The organism is Paenibacillus sp. BC26 (genome assembly GCF_900116125.1).
Taxonomy (GTDB): Bacteria; Bacillota; Bacilli; order Paenibacillales; family Paenibacillaceae; genus Paenibacillus_Z; species Paenibacillus_Z lignilyticus.
The window spans coordinates 1686599-1705142 of record NZ_FPAD01000001.1; the positions used below are offsets into that span (position 1 = coordinate 1686599).

Annotated in this window: 13 protein-coding genes; all 13 read left to right on the top strand. The window is 53.2% G+C overall.

Annotated elements, in window-relative coordinates; genetic code table 11:
• Positions 1-29: 29 nt before the first annotated feature.
• A complete protein-coding gene (locus BM412_RS31790; protein WP_143111573.1) occupies positions 30-1715 on the top strand; it encodes a putative amidoligase domain-containing protein in 1686 nt (561 codons plus the stop codon).
• Positions 1716-2705: 990 nt separating this feature from the next.
• A complete protein-coding gene (gene mutS / locus BM412_RS07155; RefSeq protein ID WP_091215675.1) occupies positions 2706-5444 on the top strand; it encodes a DNA mismatch repair protein MutS in 2739 nt (912 codons plus the stop codon).
• A 21-nt stretch (positions 5445-5465) separates the two neighbouring features.
• Positions 5466-7679: a DNA mismatch repair endonuclease MutL gene (gene mutL / locus BM412_RS07160; protein ID WP_091215678.1), complete on the top strand. Its 2214-nt coding sequence runs from the start codon at positions 5466-5468 to the stop codon at positions 7677-7679.
• Complete coding sequence (locus tag BM412_RS07165) at positions 7676-8446, top strand: class I SAM-dependent methyltransferase (protein WP_091215681.1); 771 nt, start codon at positions 7676-7678, stop codon at positions 8444-8446. The genes mutL and BM412_RS07165 overlap by 4 nt, the downstream gene beginning before the upstream one ends.
• The gene (gene miaA, locus BM412_RS07170) at positions 8443-9456 is read left to right on the top strand and encodes a tRNA (adenosine(37)-N6)-dimethylallyltransferase MiaA (protein WP_091215684.1); all 1014 of its coding nucleotides are present in this window, start codon (positions 8443-8445) and stop codon (positions 9454-9456) included. The genes BM412_RS07165 and miaA overlap by 4 nt, the downstream gene beginning before the upstream one ends.
• Positions 9453-9692 (top strand): RNA chaperone Hfq, encoded by a 240-nt coding sequence (gene hfq, locus BM412_RS07175; protein WP_090635997.1) that lies wholly within the window; start codon positions 9453-9455, stop codon positions 9690-9692. The genes miaA and hfq overlap by 4 nt, the downstream gene beginning before the upstream one ends.
• Before the next feature lie 224 nt (positions 9693-9916).
• Positions 9917-12517 (top strand): PBP1A family penicillin-binding protein, encoded by a 2601-nt coding sequence (locus tag BM412_RS07180; RefSeq protein ID WP_091215687.1) that lies wholly within the window; start codon positions 9917-9919, stop codon positions 12515-12517.
• Between the two features lie 99 nt (positions 12518-12616).
• Positions 12617-13315, top strand: coding sequence for a peptidylprolyl isomerase (locus BM412_RS07185; protein WP_371264803.1), 699 nt, complete (start codon positions 12617-12619; stop codon positions 13313-13315).
• Between the two features lie 232 nt (positions 13316-13547).
• Positions 13548-14102, top strand: coding sequence for a ribonuclease FAU-1 family protein (locus BM412_RS07190; protein ID WP_090985338.1), 555 nt, complete (start codon positions 13548-13550; stop codon positions 14100-14102).
• Positions 14099-14779 carry a YdcF family protein gene (locus BM412_RS07195; protein WP_091215690.1) on the top strand — a complete coding sequence of 227 codons (681 nt, stop codon included), beginning with the start codon at positions 14099-14101 and terminating at the stop codon, positions 14777-14779. The genes BM412_RS07190 and BM412_RS07195 overlap by 4 nt, the downstream gene beginning before the upstream one ends.
• A 108-nt stretch (positions 14780-14887) precedes the next feature.
• Positions 14888-15880, top strand: coding sequence for an AAA family ATPase (locus tag BM412_RS07200; protein ID WP_371264804.1), 993 nt, complete (start codon positions 14888-14890; stop codon positions 15878-15880).
• A 31-nt stretch (positions 15881-15911) separates the two neighbouring features.
• Positions 15912-17204, top strand: a complete 1293-nt coding sequence (gene hflX / locus BM412_RS07205) for a GTPase HflX (protein ID WP_091215692.1) — start codon at positions 15912-15914, stop codon at positions 17202-17204.
• A gap of 42 nt (positions 17205-17246) precedes the next feature.
• The gene (locus tag BM412_RS07210; RefSeq protein WP_256256170.1) at positions 17247-18533 is read left to right on the top strand and encodes a methionine gamma-lyase family protein; all 1287 of its coding nucleotides are present in this window, start codon (positions 17247-17249) and stop codon (positions 18531-18533) included.
• The last annotated feature ends 11 nt before the right edge of the window (positions 18534-18544 follow it).

Here is an 18544-nt window from a genome sequence, read left to right on the forward strand (position 1 = left end):
GTTAAAGAGAGCGATCGGAGTTGGCGGCGATGGCTGGCAGGGTATGGTTGAGCAGTGGAGCAGAATTCGTCCCTTTCGACGGCATCGTAGGAAGGGCAGGCGGTCCGGACGCTGAGGATGCCGTCCTTGCGGGGCGGAACGGGATAGGCTTGGCTGCCGGTTGGCGTGAATCGGCCAAGCAGCCGCTCGTCATTAATGCCGGCGCTGCGGCATTCTCGTCATGGGACGAGGAGGAGGTCCGCAGACGGCTCGTGCGTTCAGGTACTGCAGCGTGGCGAGATGTGCAGGGAGCGAATCGGGTCGCGAGTTATGAAGTCTCGTTATTTCAGTTGCTCCCGATCGCGGTGGAACGGAAGAGAAAACGACTAAGCAGCTATGCTGAAGTTCTGTTGGGAGAAGTGAATAAGGAAGTTCTATCGGAGGACGCGCGCTATAAACCTTTCGTCCGCTTAGCGGCTCGGGCGCTCTATGCTTGCGGACTAGATAACGGCATCGTCGAGCTTGCAGAGGGGGAGCAGGGGCGGTGCTTTGTCGCGCGTATCACGCTTCCTTCGTTGGCTGACTATCGGCTTGGGCATTGGAAGGAAGCGGTGCTGCGGTTGGAGGATGAGCTGGGGGCGGGAGTTAGAGAGAGGGAGATGGATCGGGAGCGGGAACGTGAGCGAGAACGAGAGCTAGAGCAGGTGCGAGAGCGGGGGCAAGGGCAAGGGCAAGGGCAAGAGCAAGAGCAAGAGCAAGAGCAAGAGCAGGTGCGAGAGCAGGGGCAAGGGCAAGAGCCAGAGCTAGCGCAGGAGCAGGAGCAGGAGCAGGAGCAGGAGCAGGAGCGGGAGCGGGAACGAGAACGAGAACGAGAACGGGAATGGGTGGTCACAACTTCGTCTTCAATTTTGATTGGCGCGGATCCTGAATTTCTGCTGCTTGATGGGGATGGTAGAGTGGTATCGGCTGCCCGCTACTTGGAAGGCGGGCATGGCGCCGGCTGCGATGCCGTTGTCGTGCGAGGGCAGATTCGGTACCCGATCGCCGAGCTCCGGCCGGCACCTGCTGCAACGCCGGATGAGCTTGCGCGAAACATCCGCAAGCTGCTGCAGCAAGCCTCGCAGCGCATCCCGAGCGAACCGCCGCTGCGCTGGGCGGCAGGTGGAATGCCTGCCGCAGGGTTTGCGTTAGGCGGCCACATCCACCTAAGTGGTGTTTCCTTGACGGGAAGGCTGCTGCGGCTGTTGGACAGCTATATCGCGTTTCCGCTAGCGATGATCGAGTCCTCGGCGGAACAGTCGCGCCGTCCGAAATACGGCTTTCTGGGCGATTTCCGGCTCCAGCCGCATGGCGGATTCGAGTATCGCACGCTGCCGAGCTGGCTTGTTTCGCCGCTTGCTGCGAAGGCAGCTTTTGCCCTGGCGCTGCTTTGCGCGCGTGAAACAAACACGCTCAGCTACTGTCCGGCGGAAGAGGAGCGCTATGTTGCCGCTTATTATGCTGGTGACAGCGAGGTGCTGCGCGGCTGTCTGGATCAGTTAGCCTCGTCGATGGCCTCGACGAGCTCCTATCATGAACTGGCGCAGTGGATCGAACCGCTGCTCATTTCAATTCGCCAAGGGAAGAAGTGGGACACGGAGGCTGATCTACGCACGAAGTGGCGTATACCTGTGGGCAGTGGGGAGGACAGATCTCCAGCTAATCATGCAAACCGCTCGGTGCGGGTGCTTGAGTAATGCGATGGCATAGATGTGTGGCACTGAGAGCAACACAATCCCGCGAAAGACGTGCAAGCGGCGAATGTGTAGCTCTGAGAGCAACACAATCTCGAGAATGGTGCGACAGCGACGGATGTGTGGCTCTAGGAGCAACACAATCTCGCGAAAGGCGTGCCAGCGGCGGATGTGTGGCTGTGGGAGCAACACAATCCCGCGAAAGGCGTGCCAGCGACAGGATGTGTAGCTCTGAGGGCAACACAATGGTCTGAAATGGACTAGTTAAGAAGACGGTCATTTCCATGTAACACATATTGGTGGTAGAGAGTCGATGTGAGCTAGTGTAGCTCCAAGCACATGAAGCGCATCTAGAGGTCTACATGGTAATTAATTCAGCAGAAAGCGACCCAAAGAGAGTGGTATTCAGATCGGTACATATGGTGCGAAAGCGACGAATGAAGCAAGTACGGCATAGTTAGTTGAAGTGCGGACTTTGGAGTAACTTTTGGTAGGTGTGTGAGTTAACGGTCACCGTTATGTGCTGCTGCTGCGGGGATTTGCATCCCAAGAGCGGTACTAGTACCGCTCTTGGGATGCAAATGGTGTTATGAGGGCAAAGAAAGGTACGTAGTACCTCTCATGGGATGCAGATGGTGAAATTAGCGCAAAGAGAGATACGAAGTACCGCTCTTGGGATGCAGATGGTGAAATTAGCGCAAAGAGAGATACGTAGTACCTCTCATGGGATACAGATGGCGAAATTAGCGCAAAGAGAGGTACGTAGTACCTCTCTTCTGTCCAGCCGAACAGGTTCGCGGATTACAGCGTCGGACGCGCAGCTCAGCGAACAACACACCTCTGAACAGCACTCCAGCGGCGAATGAGTAGCTCAAGGAGCAATAATGTGTAGAGTAGACTAAGGCGCTCCAACCGGAGCGCTTTTTCTGTTATAATGAAGGTCTGTTTGTTCATAGCACGCAAATATACGTAAATTCACATAGGAGGGGCCGCATGATTGCATATACCCCGATGATTCAGCAATATTTGGGCATAAAGGAAGGCGCGAAGGACGCGATTCTGTTTTTCCGTCTGGGCGATTTTTATGAAATGTTTTTTGAAGATGCGATCAACGCGTCCAGAGAGTTGGAGATCACACTTACCGGCCGCGAGGGCGGTGGCGATAAGAAAATTCCGATGTGCGGCGTACCTTATCATTCCGCAGAGGGATACATAGCTCGCTTGATTGAGAAGGGCTTCAAAGTTGCGATCTGTGAGCAGGTGGAAGATCCATCCGCTGCCAAAGGTGTAGTGCGCCGGGAGATCATCCGCGTCGTAACGCCGGGTACCGTAATGGAATCGAAATCGCTCGCGGATAAAGCGAACAATTTCATCGTGGCGGTCGCAGAGCATGGCGGCGCATTCGGCGTTGCAGCATGTGATTTAACAACAGGTGAACTCTATGTCACATCGTTCTCGGCTGCGCAAGAAGCGTTGACGGATGAAGTAAACGTCTATCATCCTTCTGAGATTGTCGGCGACGCGGGAGCGATGGAGCAGCTTCGCTCGGCAGCGGCGGTTTGGAACCGTCCGGTCCTCTTCACGGAGAGAGCGCCGATGGATCCGGAGCGGCTCGCGCAGCAATTCAGTCAATTGACGCTAGATTCCCTTGCACCTGCCAGACATCGCGCGGTCAGCTTGTTGACCGGTTATCTGGACGAGACGCAGAAGCGCTCGCTGGGCCATGTTAGACGGATTTCGGTCTATGAGCCGAATCAATATATGATTCTTGATCCGTTTACGAGACGCAACTTAGAGTTAGTTGAAACGGTACGCGATCGTAACAAGAAAGGTTCGCTGCTATGGCTGCTGGATCGTACACGCACCTCGATGGGAGCAAGGCTGCTGAGAAGGTGGATCGATAAACCGCTGCTGTCGAAGGCGGCGATCGATGAGCGGCTTGAAGCGGTGGACAGGCTTTATGGCAATTTTATTTTGCGTGATGAGCTGCGCCGTGAACTGAATGAAATCTACGATCTGGAACGACTAGTCGGGCGGGTAGCGTACGGAAGCGCCAACGGTCGGGATCTGAATGCACTGAAGTCATCCCTGCAGCATGTGCCTGCCATTGCAGCACTCTGTGCCGAGTCGGACTCTGAGACTTTACGCAAGCTTGTAAAAGATGTCGATCACTGTGCTGACCTGGCCGAGATGATCGAGACGGTCATCGTGGAAGAACCGCCGGTTTCCGTGCGTGAAGGCGGATTGATCCGTGCCGGATATGACAGTTATTTGGACGAGCTTCGTGAAGCGAGCGTGAACGGCAAGAAGTGGCTGGCAGAGCTGGAACGCAGAGAGCGCGAGGCGACCGGCATCAAGTCGCTGAAGATCGGCTACAACAAAGTGTTCGGCTATTATTTGGAAGTGTCCAAAGCGAATATTGGCAGCCTTCCGGAAGGCCGTTATGAACGCAAACAGACGTTAACGAACGCCGAACGTTACGTAACGCCGGAGCTGAAGGAGAAAGAAACGTTAATTCTCGAAGCAGAAGATAAAATGGTCGACCTTGAGTATGCCAAGTTTGTTGAGCTTCGCGATCATCTGAGCGCTCATCTGCACCGGCTTCAGAAGCTTGCCGAAGTGCTGGCTGCCCTTGACGTGTTCCAATCCCTTGCTACCGTCAGCGGCGAACAGCGTTATGTGAAGCCGAAAGTAACGGAAGGGTACGATTTTGTCGTGCAGGAAGGTCGCCATCCCGTAGTCGAGGCAGTTATGGACGCATCATTCATTGCCAACGACACCTCGCTCGCGAACGGCGCGGATAAAGCCTCCATGCTCCTCATTACCGGACCGAATATGGCGGGGAAAAGCACTTATATGCGCCAGGTTGCCTTAGTCAGCATCATGGCTCAAATCGGCAGCTTCGTACCGGCGAAGTTCGCCGAGGTTCCGCTCATTGACCGCATCTTCACGCGCATTGGCGCAGCCGACGATCTGATCGGCGGACAAAGTACGTTCATGGTGGAGATGAAAGACATCCAGATCATGACGGAGAAAGCAACGGCTCAAAGTTTAGTCATTATCGATGAGCTGGGACGCGGCACATCGACGGGCGAGGGTATGGCGATTGCGCAGGCGGTTATTGAGTTTGTTCATCATGAAGTCGGCTGTAAAGCGCTTGTGTCGACGCATTTTCATGAATTGGCCCATCTGGGCGATACGCTTCCGCGGTTAGCAAATGCCTGCATGGCCGTTCAGGAAACCGGCGACAATGTCACCTTCCTGCGTAAGCTGGTTCCAGGCGCTGCCGGCAGCAGCTATGGGATTTACTGCGCACAGTTGGCCGGATTGCCGGGGAGCATTATCGAGCGTGCGTATTCGCTGCTAGAGCTGCACACGGATCATGAAAACCTAGCGGCTGCCGCAGCGGTCAAGCTTCCTTATGTCGCAGAAGCTGCCGCAGCTTATGCAGCGCCAACCGAAGAGGCCGCTAAGGTTCCGGCAGCAGTAGAACTGCCTCGTGTCGTTGAACCTGTACAGGTTCCCGAACCAGCAACAGCATCAACAGGTGTCGTTCAACTCTCTATTTTCGAAGAAGCAGCTCCAAGCACCGGCAAGCAACGTAAGGGGAATACCCGCGCAGAGCAGCTGGCCGAACAGCTTCGGAAGCTGGATCTGTTTAATTTAACGCCGATGCAAGCGATGCAATGGCTGAATGATATGAAGCTCAAGCTAAACGACGAGCAAGGATAGCTGAGGAGGTGTATGGTCGAGATGAGCAAAATCCGAATATTGGACGAGCAATTAGCCAACCAAATCGCCGCAGGCGAAGTGGTGGAGCGGCCATCGTCCGTAGTGAAGGAACTCGTAGAGAATGCGGTTGACGCAGGCAGCAGTGCCATCGATATCGTCATCGAAGAGGGCGGTCTGACCCTTGTGCGCGTAACGGACAACGGCTCCGGCATCGAGGGCGAGGATATCGAGACGGCGTTCTACAGACATGCAACGAGTAAAATTTCGTCCAGCAAAGATTTGTTTCGTATCGCGAGCCTCGGGTTCCGCGGCGAGGCACTTCCGAGTATTGCCGCTGTAGCCCGCGTAGAATGTGTGTCATCACCGGAGAAAACCGGGCTTGGCCGCCGGCTTGTTATCGAAGGCGGCACGATTACTGCGAACGAAGAAGCGAATGCGCCGCAAGGGACGGATATTAGCGTGCGCGAGCTGTTTTATAATACACCTGCCAGGCTTAAGTATATGAAGACGATCCAAACGGAGATCGGTCATATTGCGGATTACGTCAACCGTCTGGCGCTGGCGCATCCCGGAATTGCTTTTACATTAAAGCATAACGGCGGTCTGCTGCTTCGCACATTAGGGAGCGGCGATCGTTTGCAAGCCTTTGCGGCGATTTACGGTACAGCTACGGCTAAGGCGATGCTGCCGGTTTCAGGCGAACATCCGGATTATGAGCTGCAAGGTTTTATTTCGAAACCCGAGCAGACGAGATCGAACCGCAACGGAATTACAATCGTCGTGAATGGCAGGTATATCCGGAGCTTCGTGATCAATCAGGCGATTATGCAAGCCTATCACACGCTGCTTCCGATTAATCGATTCCCTATGGTCGTGCTAGAGCTCGGCATGCATCCGAGCTTGCTGGACGTTAACGTGCATCCTTCCAAAATGGAGGTGCGCTTCAGCAAAGAAGCGGAATTGCGCGAGTTTATCGAGGAAGCTGTCAAGCGCGCACTAGGCAAGCAGCGGCATATCCCTGGTCCGGCAGCGACTACAGAACGCTCGAAGCCGCTGTTCATTCAGGATCGTATCTCCTTCCATCAACCGGATGATACGTTCCCGAAGGCTGCGCCATCAACGGCCCTGATTGGCGGACAAGCGTTATCTGCAGCAGAAATCGCTGCAGCTCTGGACATTGCCGAGGAAGCGATCGCGAGCAGGAATCCCGGCGTTCCCTCCGCTGCAGCACCGCAGCAACCGCAAGCAAAGCAGCCGAATCAGGCGACGACCTTGGGGGAAAAGCCGCAATCGATTGCCAGCAACAACAATGCTATATCTCGCGGTCAAGAGAGCCGCAGTTATACGCCGGATTGGCAAGCAGGAGTCAATCGAGGCGCCATTCCCAGAGATGCGACGGAGCGACTGTACGCACCGCCAAGCACGCAGGGGGCGATTGCACGGGAATCCGATTCGAACTATGCGTCGAATAGCGTAGGAAGTCAAACGGAACAAGGCGTTAAGCCGGCTTCCGCTGCCGACAAAGCACCGGAGTCTGTCCAAGCGTCTGATAGCCCTGCAAGCAATTCAAATGATTTCACAAGCGCCCGGGCGGTTTCATCAAGCTATGCAGCTGTATCTCAACCACCACGTGATCCTGCAACGCCATCGTTCCCCGAGCTGTACTGGATCGGGCAGCTGCATGGCACCTATATCATCGCGCAGAACGAAGAAGGACTCTTCTTGATCGACCAGCATGCGGCGCATGAACGCATCAATTATGAATATTTCTTCGAGAAATTCAGCAGACCGGAGCAGGCAAGCCAGCAGCTGCTAGTGCCGCTGACCATGGAATTTACGCAAGCGGAGGCGGCTGCCTTGAAGGGCAAGCTGCCTTACATGCAGGAGGCCGGAGTCGAGCTCGAACCGTTCGGGGCACATACCTTCTTAGTGCGCTCCTACCCGGAATGGCTCCCTGAAGGCGAAGAACACAATGTCATCGAAGAGATGGCGGAGTGGCTCATCAGTGAGCGAGGAGCAATCGATATCGGCAAAATGCGAGAGAAATCCGCCATCATGTGTTCCTGCAAAGCATCCATCAAAGCGAATGACAGATTGACGCGCGAAGAAGGCGAAGGCCTGCTGCGTAGACTTGGAGCATGCATCCAGCCTTACACTTGTCCGCATGGCAGACCGATTGTGGTCCATATGACCACCTATCAGCTGGAGAAGATGTTTAAGCGGGTGATGTCATGATCGTCACTACGCCGCACAAGCCTACACCGGAGCAGACTGCCTATGCTGCCGGGCTGGCAGAAGAGCTTGGAGGCCGATATGTTCCTCGCAAACAAGACTCGCTCAGCCTGCTCAAAACGAAATACAACGACAATCGCCTGCTTGTTGCGGACCACCGAGGACTACGCTATTATGAGGAATCGGAGGAGCCGCTGTACTTTCATCCCAGCATGGCTTATGTACGCGTGAAACGGATGCGCAAAGGGGAAGCCGATCCGCTTGTCTCGCTCACAGGCTGTCAGCCCGGCGATCATGTTATTGATTGCACGGCAGGTCTGGGCTCGGATGCGCTGGTTTTTGCTTTCGCAGTTGGGGAAGAAGGCCGCGTAACGGCGCTTGAAAGCGAACGGATGCTGTATACCGTCGTTCGCGAAGGGCTGAAGACTTACGAGACCGAGCATGCAGACGTGAACGCGGCGCTGCGCCGAATTGAAATGCGCCATGCGAACCATATCGACTATCTGTCCGCTTTGCCGGACAAAAGCGTGGATATCGTTTACTTCGATCCGATGTTCCGCAAGCCGATGCACGATTCATCTGCGTTACAGCCCTTGCGAGGACTCGCCAACAATGACGCGCTTCAGGAAGAATCGATTCGTCAGGCCACCCGTGTAGCCCGCAAAATGGTTGTCCTCAAGGAGCACCAAGGCAGCGATGAATTTCAGCGGCTGGGCTTCGAACGGCGGCATATTAATAAAATAGCTTACGGAGTGATTCTGCCAACATGAGCTCAGCGACAATCCATACAGAGAGCAACAAGCCGAAGCTGCTGGTGCTGATCGGCCCGACAGCGGTCGGCAAAACAAGATTAAGCCTCGAGCTCGCCAAAACATGCAATGCCGAAATCATTTCCGGCGACTCCATTCAAGTTTATAAAGGCATGGACATCGGTACCGCCAAAATCAAACCGGAGGAGCGGGAAGGGATTCCGCATCACTTAATCGATATTTGCGATCCGACCCATTCCTTCTCGGTTGCTGAATTTCAAGAGCGCTGTGCGGTGCTTATTCCGGAGATTGAGAACCGGGGCAAGCTGCCTTTTATCGTAGGCGGTACCGGACTATATGTGGAATCGGTCGCCTATGGTTATGATTTTGCCGAAGTAGGCTCTGATGATGCTTATCGGGAAGAGCAGCGCCTCTATGCACTGGCACATGGCGCGGAAGCGCTTCATGAAAGGCTTCGCGCCGTAGATCCGGAGGCGGCCGATCGACTGCATCCCAACGACCAGCGCCGCGTCATTCGCGCGTTGGAAGTCCATCATTTGACAGGTTCGACGGTCTCGCAGCAGCTTGAAGGACAGAAAAAGACATCCCCGTTCGAACTCTGTATTATCGGTCTCACAATGGACCGCGCGAAGCTGTATGAACGGATCAACGAGCGTGTCGATGCCATGATGGATGAAGGACTTGTCGACGAGGTAAAGCGGCTGCTTGCTGACGGTGTTCCGGCGAATGCGGTGTCGATGCACGGACTTGGCTACAAGGAAATCGTCCTCTATTTAGAAGGTCATCTCGCGCTTGAAGAAGCTGTTGAACTGCTCAAACGCGATACCAGACGGTTTGCCAAAAGACAGCTGTCTTGGTTCCGCCATATGAGCGATATCCATTGGATTGACACGGATGAAAATTTTCACAAGAATTTGCAAGCAATTTATGGTATAATAGCAGGAAAGTTTAAGATCGATATTGAATATACTTTTAACCAACCTTTTGACGATGGGGGTAACGCGCAATGAACAAATCAATCAACATTCAGGATACATTTCTGAATCAACTCCGCAAAGACAGCGTGCCGGTAACCGTTTATTTGACGAACGGTTTTCAAATTCGCGGTGTCATCAAAGCATTCGACAACTTCACGATCGTCATTGACAGCGAAGGCCGTCAGCAAATGGTGTACAAGCATGCGATCTCGACTTTTACCCCGCAGCGCAATGTTTCGCTCATGCAGGTTCAAGACAACGAAGCGTAACTTCCGGAGCGCATGTTTTGAAACCTTTTCAGAACATGTAACGTTTAATTGGATAGCGGCACGACAGAGCAACCCTTGCGACGTGCAGGGTTGTTCTTTTTTTGATGGGCAGGAGTTCGCCGGATGAAGATGTTTCAAACCTCCTGTTGCCGTTTACTCATATAGGGTATAAATAGAGAGAGTGCACAATTTAGGAGTGACAGAACTGGAGGGGACCTGAGCTTATGGCTGATGGACCACGCAGCACGAGGAACAAGAAGGTAGAGAAGAAAGGCAAGAAAACCAACAAAAAACGTAAATGGGCCGTCTGGCTGTTTTTTACCGGGGCGGTTGCCATAGTATGCGGCATCATCGGTTATTTGTTAATTATTTTGAACGGCGAACGCATTCTGGCCGAGAATCAGGATAAATTCATATTGCCGGAATCTTCGACGATTTATGATTCGAAGGGCAAAGAAGTTACCAAGCTGTCTTCGGCTGGCGGAAACCGCGAAACGGTGGAGTTTGATGACATTCCATTGCTCATGCGCGAAGCCGTCATTGCGACAGAGGACCGCCGCTTCGAGGAACATTCCGGGATCGACCTTTATTCAATCGGAAGAGCGGTTGTAAAAGATATCGTGGCTCGCAGTGCAGTAGAGGGCGGCAGTACAATAACCCAGCAGCTGGCGAAGAATTTGTTCCTGACGCAGGACAAAACCTTCTTCCGCAAAGCAACGGAAGCTTCGATTGCCATCGCATTGGAGCATAAGAAAACCAAAGACGAGATCATTACGATGTATTTAAACCGGATTTACTTCGGTAAAGGTGCTTATGGGATTAAAGAAGCGGCGAGCTTTTACTTTGACACCGAGCTTAAAGATCTTAAGCTATGGCAAATGGCAACCTTAGCTGCCATTCCGAAGGCACCGGGCAATTATAACCCGATTAATAATCCGATAAATTCGCAAGAGCGACGCGCGGTCGTTCTGCAGCTCATGTTTGATCAGGGCTACATCACGCAGGCCGAGATGGATGAAGCCAAGGCTGTTGAATATAAGCGTCCGGAGAATCAAACGAAATCGGCGGACGATTCCAATCTTACATTCATTGATTATGTCGTCGATGAAGCGGTGGAGAAAAGCGGTTTAACCGAGGAAGAACTGCGCGTCGGCGGTTACAAAATTTATACGACCTTGAATACGCAAGCTCAATCGGTCATGGCGCGCGAATTCGAAGATGACGACAACTTCGAGAAGAGTGTCGACGATAAGCAGGTTCAAGGAGCGATGATCATCGTCGATCACCGTAACGGCGAGATTCAAGGGATGGTCGGCGGCCGGGATTACGTGAACAAAGGCACGAACCGCGTGGTTGAACGCCGTCAACCGGGCTCAGCCTTTAAGCCAATTACCGTCTACGGACCGGCGGTGGAGAGCGGCGACTGGTACCCGTGGTCGATTTTGCAGGATGTGAAGACTTGCTACGGCTCGTATTGTCCGACCGATTCAAATAAAGTGAAATATATCGGTCCTGTCCCGATGAGGCAGTCGTTGAAAGAGTCTCGCAATGCTTCCGCTGTGTGGCTGCTTAACGAAATCGGCGTGAAAACCGGGTTGAAATTCGCGGATAAAATGGGCTTCGAGCTGGACAGCTCCAGAGACCGCAACCTTGCGATCGGCCTCGGCGGTTTAACCAATGGCGTTACTCCGTTTGAAATGGCTCGAGCATACAGCGCCTTCGCCAATGAAGGCAAATCGGTAGATCCGCATGCGTTGATCAAAATTACCGATAAGAACGAGGAAGTTCTTTACCAGTACGATGCGCCTCAGCCTGAACAGCTGATGAGTCCGGAGACGGCTTACTACATGACCGATATGATGCAGGCTGTAACCGAGAAGGGCGGTACGGGTACGGCTGCTCGCATTGATCGCCCGGTAGCAGGCAAGACGGGTACAACGCAGCATGGTATTCCGGGCTTGAAAACAGGCTATAATCGCGATGCCTGGTTCGCCGGCTATACGGCTGAATGGACAGCGGTTGTTTGGATGGGCTATGATATTACGGACAAGAATCATATGATCAAGAAGAGCAGCGCGCAATCCGCCGCCATGTTCGGGAAAGTCATGAAAGATGCCATTAAAGGCGTGAAGAAAGGCAGTTTCGCGAAACCTTCCGATGTACAGGAAGAGAAACCGCCGGTCGGCATTACGAACTTCAACGCGATCTATGATGAGGCAGCCGCATTTGTGAAGCTGTCGTGGTCGCCAATTGAAGGGGAAGGCGTTCAGTATCATGTGTACCGTAAGGAAGCGAGCGAGAAGGCCTTTACCAAGCTGCTTGATTCCTTAGAGCCGGTTGTTGATGACATGACCGTTGCACCGGGGATGAGCTACACCTATTATGTAACGGCTTATGATGCGAACAAAGATATGGAAGGGACGCCTTCCGATCAATTGACCGTGGAAATTCCGGAAGCGGAGATTACGCCGCCGCCAACGGAAGAGCCGGGCGGAGAAGTTCCGCCGGGAGACGGCAATGAAACGCCTCCTGGTGACGAAGAGCCCGGGGATGGCACAACGCCTCCGGGGGATGGGAATAACGGTGGAGAAACGCCTGGGAATGGCGGCGAAACACCGGGTAACGGTGGTGAAACGCCTGGCAACGGCGGCCAGCCGACCGATCCCGGCAATGGGAATGGCAACAATCCGGGGAACGGTACCGGCGACTCCGGCAATACGCCGGGAGGCGACGGCTCCGTTCCTGCGGATGGCCAGCCTGATCCCGGAGCAGGGAACTCGAATGGGAACGGAGCGACCAATTCGCCCCCTCCCACAACGCCATAATTGAACGAAGCAGCAACGTAATTCGAAATAAATCGAAGCTTCGGTTTACGCTTTACGCTGACTACCATTACGGAACGCTTGGAGGATTTTCAGATTATGATGAACCGGACTGCACTCGTATTCATCCTATCAGCCATGTTGATTGTCACGGCTGGATGTGGAGCCAAAACCAATAACTCGGTTCAGGAGAACCAAGGTACACCGACAGAAGCGGTAGATAACAACACTACCGGCGGTGCCGCAAACGAAGAAGATTCACCGAAGTCTTGGTCGGAAATGCCTGCTATGGCGATCGACAAAGAGAAGTCCTACAACGCCACATTCAAGACGAACAAGGGAGAGTTCACGGTTGAGCTGTTTGCGAAGGATGCACCACAGACCGTTAACAGCTTTGTATTCCTCTCGAAAGAGAAGTTCTATGACGGCGTTAAGTTTCATCGGATCATAAAGGATTTCATGATTCAAGGCGGAGATCCGCTTGGCAACGGTACCGGCGGACCGGGCTATACGATCCCGGATGAGTTTAACAACGGTCATAAGTTCGAGGCAGGTATTCTTGCCATGGCGAATACGGGCCAGCCCGAGAGCGGCGGCAGCCAGTTCTTTATTTGCACCGGAGCAGGCGCTGATTTCCTCAACTCGCAGCCGAATTATACAATCTTCGGTAAAGTGACGAAGGGGATGGACATTGTGACGGCAATTGCGAATACGCCGGTTGGACCTGGGAATGGCGAACCGACGGACAGCAAGCCGACAGAAGATGTAACGATCGAATCCGTCAGCATTTCGGAGAAATAAGGAAGTCCCACAAGGAGAGCAGCCTAGCTGTTCTCCTTCTTTTTGTTCTTGGACAAGGAGGGCTTGGTTTATTTTCCTGGGTCGCTGGAGATAGACGGTAAGTTGTGGTAAGCTTTTTTTAATGAGGTAATTCTACCCTGCTGCATGAGACTTAGACAGGAACCAGTCGTGCAGTTGTACGCGTTCTGCGCCGCAACTTAAGGGCGCGATCCTAACGGAAAGGTCGTTCCGTATGAAACGAAAATTTTCTGACCGAGCCAACTGGCGCCGCATCCTGCGTAGAAGCTATACGTGCCTCGCGATGGACGCAGACGAGTTTAAAGGACTTGTGACGTTCTACCGCATTCACGAATTGCGCGAACCGCTTTGGAAAGAATACAATGGGCGGAAATTATGCCTGGCTGACCGCGGATATTTGTGGATGCAGCATTTCCCTCGCGGTGAACATTTTGTCGTAACGACTATGTTCGATGATAAGAACCGGGTCGTTCAATGGTATATCGATATTTGCAAGACACAAGGCCTGACGGATCAGCAGGTGCCTTGGTTCGATGATTTGTATCTGGATGTTGTCGTGCTGCCAAGCGGCGAGGTGTTCCTTCTTGATGAAGATGAACTCGAAGAAGCTGTGAGTCAAGGCACGGTGACGAACAAAGATGCGGCGCTCGCACGCAAGACGGCAGGCCGGCTCTTATCCACGATACGTAACGGTCGATTCCGTTATTTCACGCTGAGCCTGAAGCATCGTAAGGCGCTTGCCCAGAACGGTGAGCTAAGTGAATCATGAAGCAAACGGTCATTGCAAAACGACCCCATAAGCGCAGTGCCCGCAAACGGTCGAACAAGTTTTTTCTCCTTCTGCGGATCTGCGCTTGGGTCATGGCCTTAGGCGCTTTCTGGTGTGCTTATCTGCTATGGGTCATCAACAGCTATGAGATGCCTAAGCCTGTCCCCAAAGCGGATGCGGCTGTCATTCTGGGTGCAGCGCTATGGTCTGATCAGCCAAGCCCCGGTCTGCGCGAGCGGCTCGATTTAGGTCTTCAATTGTACAAGCAGGGCAACGTGAAGTATTTTATTCTGTCCGGCGGACATGATCATAATGGGTCTACGCTTTCGGAAGCGGAAGGCATGCGTAATTACTTGGTGTCCCAGGGCGTCCCGGCCGAACGGATGGTGCTGGAGGAAGATTCTCGAAGCACCTATGAGAATTTGCTGTTTAGCAAACCTTTGGCGAAGAAACGGGGATGGGATAGTCTGCTGATTGTATCGCATGATTTTCACGCGCCGAGAGCTGCTGATATCGCCTCTTATTTGGACTACCCTGCAGCAACTACCGCGATTGGTCTGAAATCTCAAGTTTTGTCTGTTGCATTCAATCAATCTCGTGAAGTGCTGGCCTTTACGAAGTGGAAAATGGATGAATTGCTGCTCCGAATGGGTGTCAATCTGCCGAATTCGTTCTAAATATCAATGGGGCTAGGCTCCTTTGAAAACTGTTAATATGGCTGAAATCACTAGAATACAATGGATTATACGTGCAGCTTATGCCGATGATTCAGCGAAGGATAGGTGATGAAGCAGATGGACGAACGAGTTGTATCAACAGGAGGGAACGGCAGCGGCAGACCTTCGCGGCAGATCAATGTGGTGCTGCGCAGCAGCGAGTCTTACGCATCCACGAGCAGCTCGGCGCAAGCGCTGGAGAGTGAGCCGGTAGCGGTTGCCAAACCGTTATCCGCCAATGATCCGTTTCTCGAAATTGGGCGTGAGCTTGATTCGATGGTGGGTCTTGATAATGTAAAGCTGCTTATTTATGAAATCTATGCGCTGCTGCAGATCAGCCGGATGCGTTCAGATGCCGGACTGACAGGCGGTTCGCATGTGTATCATATGATTTTCACGGGGAATCCGGGTACAGGCAAAACTTCGATTGCGAGAATCGTTGCCAAGCTGTTTAACAAGATGGGCGTGCTCTCTAAGGGGCATATGATCGAAGTGGAGCGCGCGGATCTCGTCGGCGAATATATCGGGCATACGGCGCAGAAAACACGTGATTTGGTGCGCAAGGCGCTGGGCGGCGTGTTATTTGTGGACGAAGCGTACAGCTTAGCTCGCGGCGGAGAGAAGGATTTTGGGAAAGAAGCGATCGATACGCTGGTTAAAGCCATGGAGGATCATCGGAATCAATTTGTGTTGATTCTGGCCGGATATCCGCTAGAGATCGAGCATTTCCTCCTAACTAATCCAGGGCTTCCATCGCGGTTCCCCATCCAGATTGATTTCCCGGACTACTCCATCGATCAACTGATTCAGATCGCGGAGCTGATGGCGAAGGATCGGGATTACACCCTGATGCCACAGTCCGTATTCAAGCTGCGACAGCATCTCATGCAGGAGAAAACGATGACGATGTTTGCGTTCAGCAATGCGCGTTATGTGCGCAACGTTATTGAGAAGGCATTTCGGCACCAAGCGGTGCGTTTATTGAATCAATATCCTACCGGATCGCCGGGAAAACAAGAGCTGATGGCAGTTCGGCCGGAAGATCTGAAGTGGGAAAAGTAACCGGCAAGTATGAAGGAGTGGCAATTAACCCATGCGGCAATCAACCTATGATACCGATACGGATTTACAGGACCGAGCGATACTGGTCAGCCTAGTGACGCCTAATATTAAACGGGGCACAAGCGATCCCGAGCTATCTCTGCAGGAGCTTGTGAGCTTGGCGGAAACAGCAGGCGTCGAAGTGCTCGCGTCCATGACGCAGAACAAAGAAAAAGTAGATACCAAGTGGTTTATCGGCAAAGGCAAAGTCGAGGAACTAAGGGCGATGTCGGAGGAGCTTGGCGCAACGACGGCAATCTTCGATCAAGAGCTCTCCGGCGCGCAGGTCCGTAATCTCGAGGAAGCGTTGGATTTGAAAATCATCGACCGGACGCAGCTCATCCTCGATATCTTCGCGCAGCGTGCCAAGACGCGCGAAGGCATTATTCAAGTTGAGCTCGCACAGCTGAGTTATTTGCTGCCGCGGCTGTCCGGCCACGGCAAGAATCTGTCGCGGCTTGGCGGCGGTATCGGGACGCGAGGACCCGGCGAATCCAAGCTTGAAACCGATCGTCGCCATATCCGGGATCGGATTTCCGATCTGAAGAACGTCCTGGATGAGGTTGTGAAACACCGTACACTTCATCGTGAACGCAGACGGAAGTCCGGCGTGCAGCAGGTTGCCTTAGTAGGCTATACGAATGCAGGTAAATCAACGCTGTTGCGCGAGTTGACGCAGGCTGACGTGTATGTGGAGAACCAACTGTTCGCTACGCTTGACCCTACCTCCCGGAACTTGGAGCTGCCGAGCGGCAAAGAAGTGGTGTTGACGGATACGGTAGGATTTATCCAGAATCTTCCCCATGATTTGGTTGCGGCATTCCGGGCAACACTGGAAGAGGTATGCGAAGCGGATTTGGTGCTTCATGTCATTGACAGCGCATCTGAAATGCGCGAGGAACAGATTTCGGTCGTGAACACCATCATGCGTGAACTTGGCGCAGACGGCAAACCGACAATTATGGTCTATAACAAGATCGATATGTGCATCGGTGACGATCATCAGTTCCTGCGTGCAGGCGGTCAAGATACGCTGGTCATGAGCGCGTTCAATAAAGATGATCTGCAGCGCTTGCTGCAAACCGTTCAGGATAAGCTTAGCGGAGATACGCGTGTATTCCATGTGCCGGCTGATCGAGGCGATCTGATCGCGTTAGCTTACCGCACAGGTGACGTTATTGACCAAGCGGTTGACGGCGACATCATTAAACTGACGGTAGAACTGAACAAACAAGATTTTGAAGTGCATGGACATCGACTTGCTGCCTATGCGGAGCAAGCGTAACGATACGATTAAGTTGAGATACATGAGGAGAGTCAGAGGAAAGTGAAACAGCAAGAGAGTGAAAAATGGTTAGAGTTAACGAAGTGGGCGGAGGCTGCAGAAATGCAGGCCGCCCCTGTTTTTCGTTCCATCGATGGAATCAGTGAACGCAATCAGTGGAAGGTTATTGATGCTTTCCAGAAGCACCGCGTCAGCGATTATCATTTTAACGGATCGACGGGTTATGGCTACAACGATCGCGGTCGCGAAGTGCTTGATCTGGTGTATGCAGACGTTATGGGGGCGGAAGCGGCGCTTGTCAGACCGCATTTCGTATCCGGCACGCATACGATCAGCTGCGCTTTATTCGGGCTTCTTCGTCCAGGGGACGAGCTGTTGTACATAACGGGTAAACCGTATGATACGCTGCATAAAGTCATCGGTAAACCCGGTGACGGGAAAGGCTCCTTGCAGGATTTCGGAATCGGCTACGGTGAGGTTGCTCCGTTAGCCAACGGCTCTATCGATTGGGAGACCGTAACGGCACGCATCACAGAGCGGACTAAAGTCATTGGCATACAGCGCTCGCGTGGTTATGACTGGCGTGCTTCCTACACTGTTGCAGAAATCGGTGAGATGGTTAAAAAGGTGAAGGCGTTGAAACCCGATGTGTACGTCTTCGTAGACAACTGTTACGGCGAGTTTACCGAGGAGCTTGAACCGACTGAAGTTGGCGTTGACCTAATGGCGGGCTCGCTGATCAAGAATCCCGGCGGCGGTATTGCTCCAACGGGCGGGTACGTAGCCGGTACGAAGAAGGCAGTTGAACTGACCTCGTTCAGACTGACGGCACCGGGAATCGGCGGAGAGGTTGGGGCTACTCTTGGAACGCTTCGTGCGATGTACCAGGGCTTGTTCTTGGCTCCGCACTTAGTCGGACAAGCGCTCAAGGGCAGCGTCTTCGGCGCAGCCATGTTCGAGCTTCTCGGCTTCGAAAGCAATCCGCGTTTCGATGCGCCGCGCACGGACTTGATCCAAGCGATTCGCTTCGAGCGAGCAGAGCAGCTGATTGCTTTCGTGCAGGGTGTGCAGAAGGCATCGGCGGTTGATGCTCATGTGGTACCCGAACCGTGGGATATGCCCGGCTATGAACACCCTGTTATTATGGCGGCGGGGACCTTCATGCAGGGCGGCAGTCTAGAGCTGTCAGCTGACGCTCCGATCCGGGAACCGTACATCGCTTATATGCAGGGCGGACTTACTTATGCACACGTCAAATACGGTGTTCTGAATGCTTTAACGGTACTTGCCGAGCGCGAGTTGGTTGTAATTAAACCTTACACGACTTGACACGTTTTTGG

Bases quoted from the DNA above. Each gene is read 5' to 3' on its own strand.
- BM412_RS07190 (WP_090985338.1), top strand. From the start codon at position 13,548: ATGAAACGAAAATTTTCTGACCGAGCCAACTGGCGCCGCATCCTGCGT.
- hfq (WP_090635997.1), top strand. From the start codon at position 9,453: ATGAACAAATCAATCAACATTCAGGATACATTTCTGAATCAACTCCGC.
- BM412_RS07200 (WP_371264804.1), top strand. From the start codon at position 14,888: ATGAAGCAGATGGACGAACGAGTTGTATCAACAGGAGGGAACGGCAGC.
- miaA (WP_091215684.1), top strand. From the start codon at position 8,443: ATGAGCTCAGCGACAATCCATACAGAGAGCAACAAGCCGAAGCTGCTG.
- BM412_RS31790 (WP_143111573.1), top strand. From the start codon at position 30: ATGGCTGGCAGGGTATGGTTGAGCAGTGGAGCAGAATTCGTCCCTTTC.
- BM412_RS07180 (WP_091215687.1), top strand. From the start codon at position 9,917: ATGGCTGATGGACCACGCAGCACGAGGAACAAGAAGGTAGAGAAGAAA.
- BM412_RS07195 (WP_091215690.1), top strand. From the start codon at position 14,099: ATGAAGCAAACGGTCATTGCAAAACGACCCCATAAGCGCAGTGCCCGC.
- hflX (WP_091215692.1), top strand. From the start codon at position 15,912: ATGCGGCAATCAACCTATGATACCGATACGGATTTACAGGACCGAGCG.
- BM412_RS07165 (WP_091215681.1), top strand. From the start codon at position 7,676: ATGATCGTCACTACGCCGCACAAGCCTACACCGGAGCAGACTGCCTAT.
- mutL (WP_091215678.1), top strand. From the start codon at position 5,466: ATGAGCAAAATCCGAATATTGGACGAGCAATTAGCCAACCAAATCGCC.
- BM412_RS07185 (WP_371264803.1), top strand. From the start codon at position 12,617: ATGAACCGGACTGCACTCGTATTCATCCTATCAGCCATGTTGATTGTC.
- mutS (WP_091215675.1), top strand. From the start codon at position 2,706: ATGATTGCATATACCCCGATGATTCAGCAATATTTGGGCATAAAGGAA.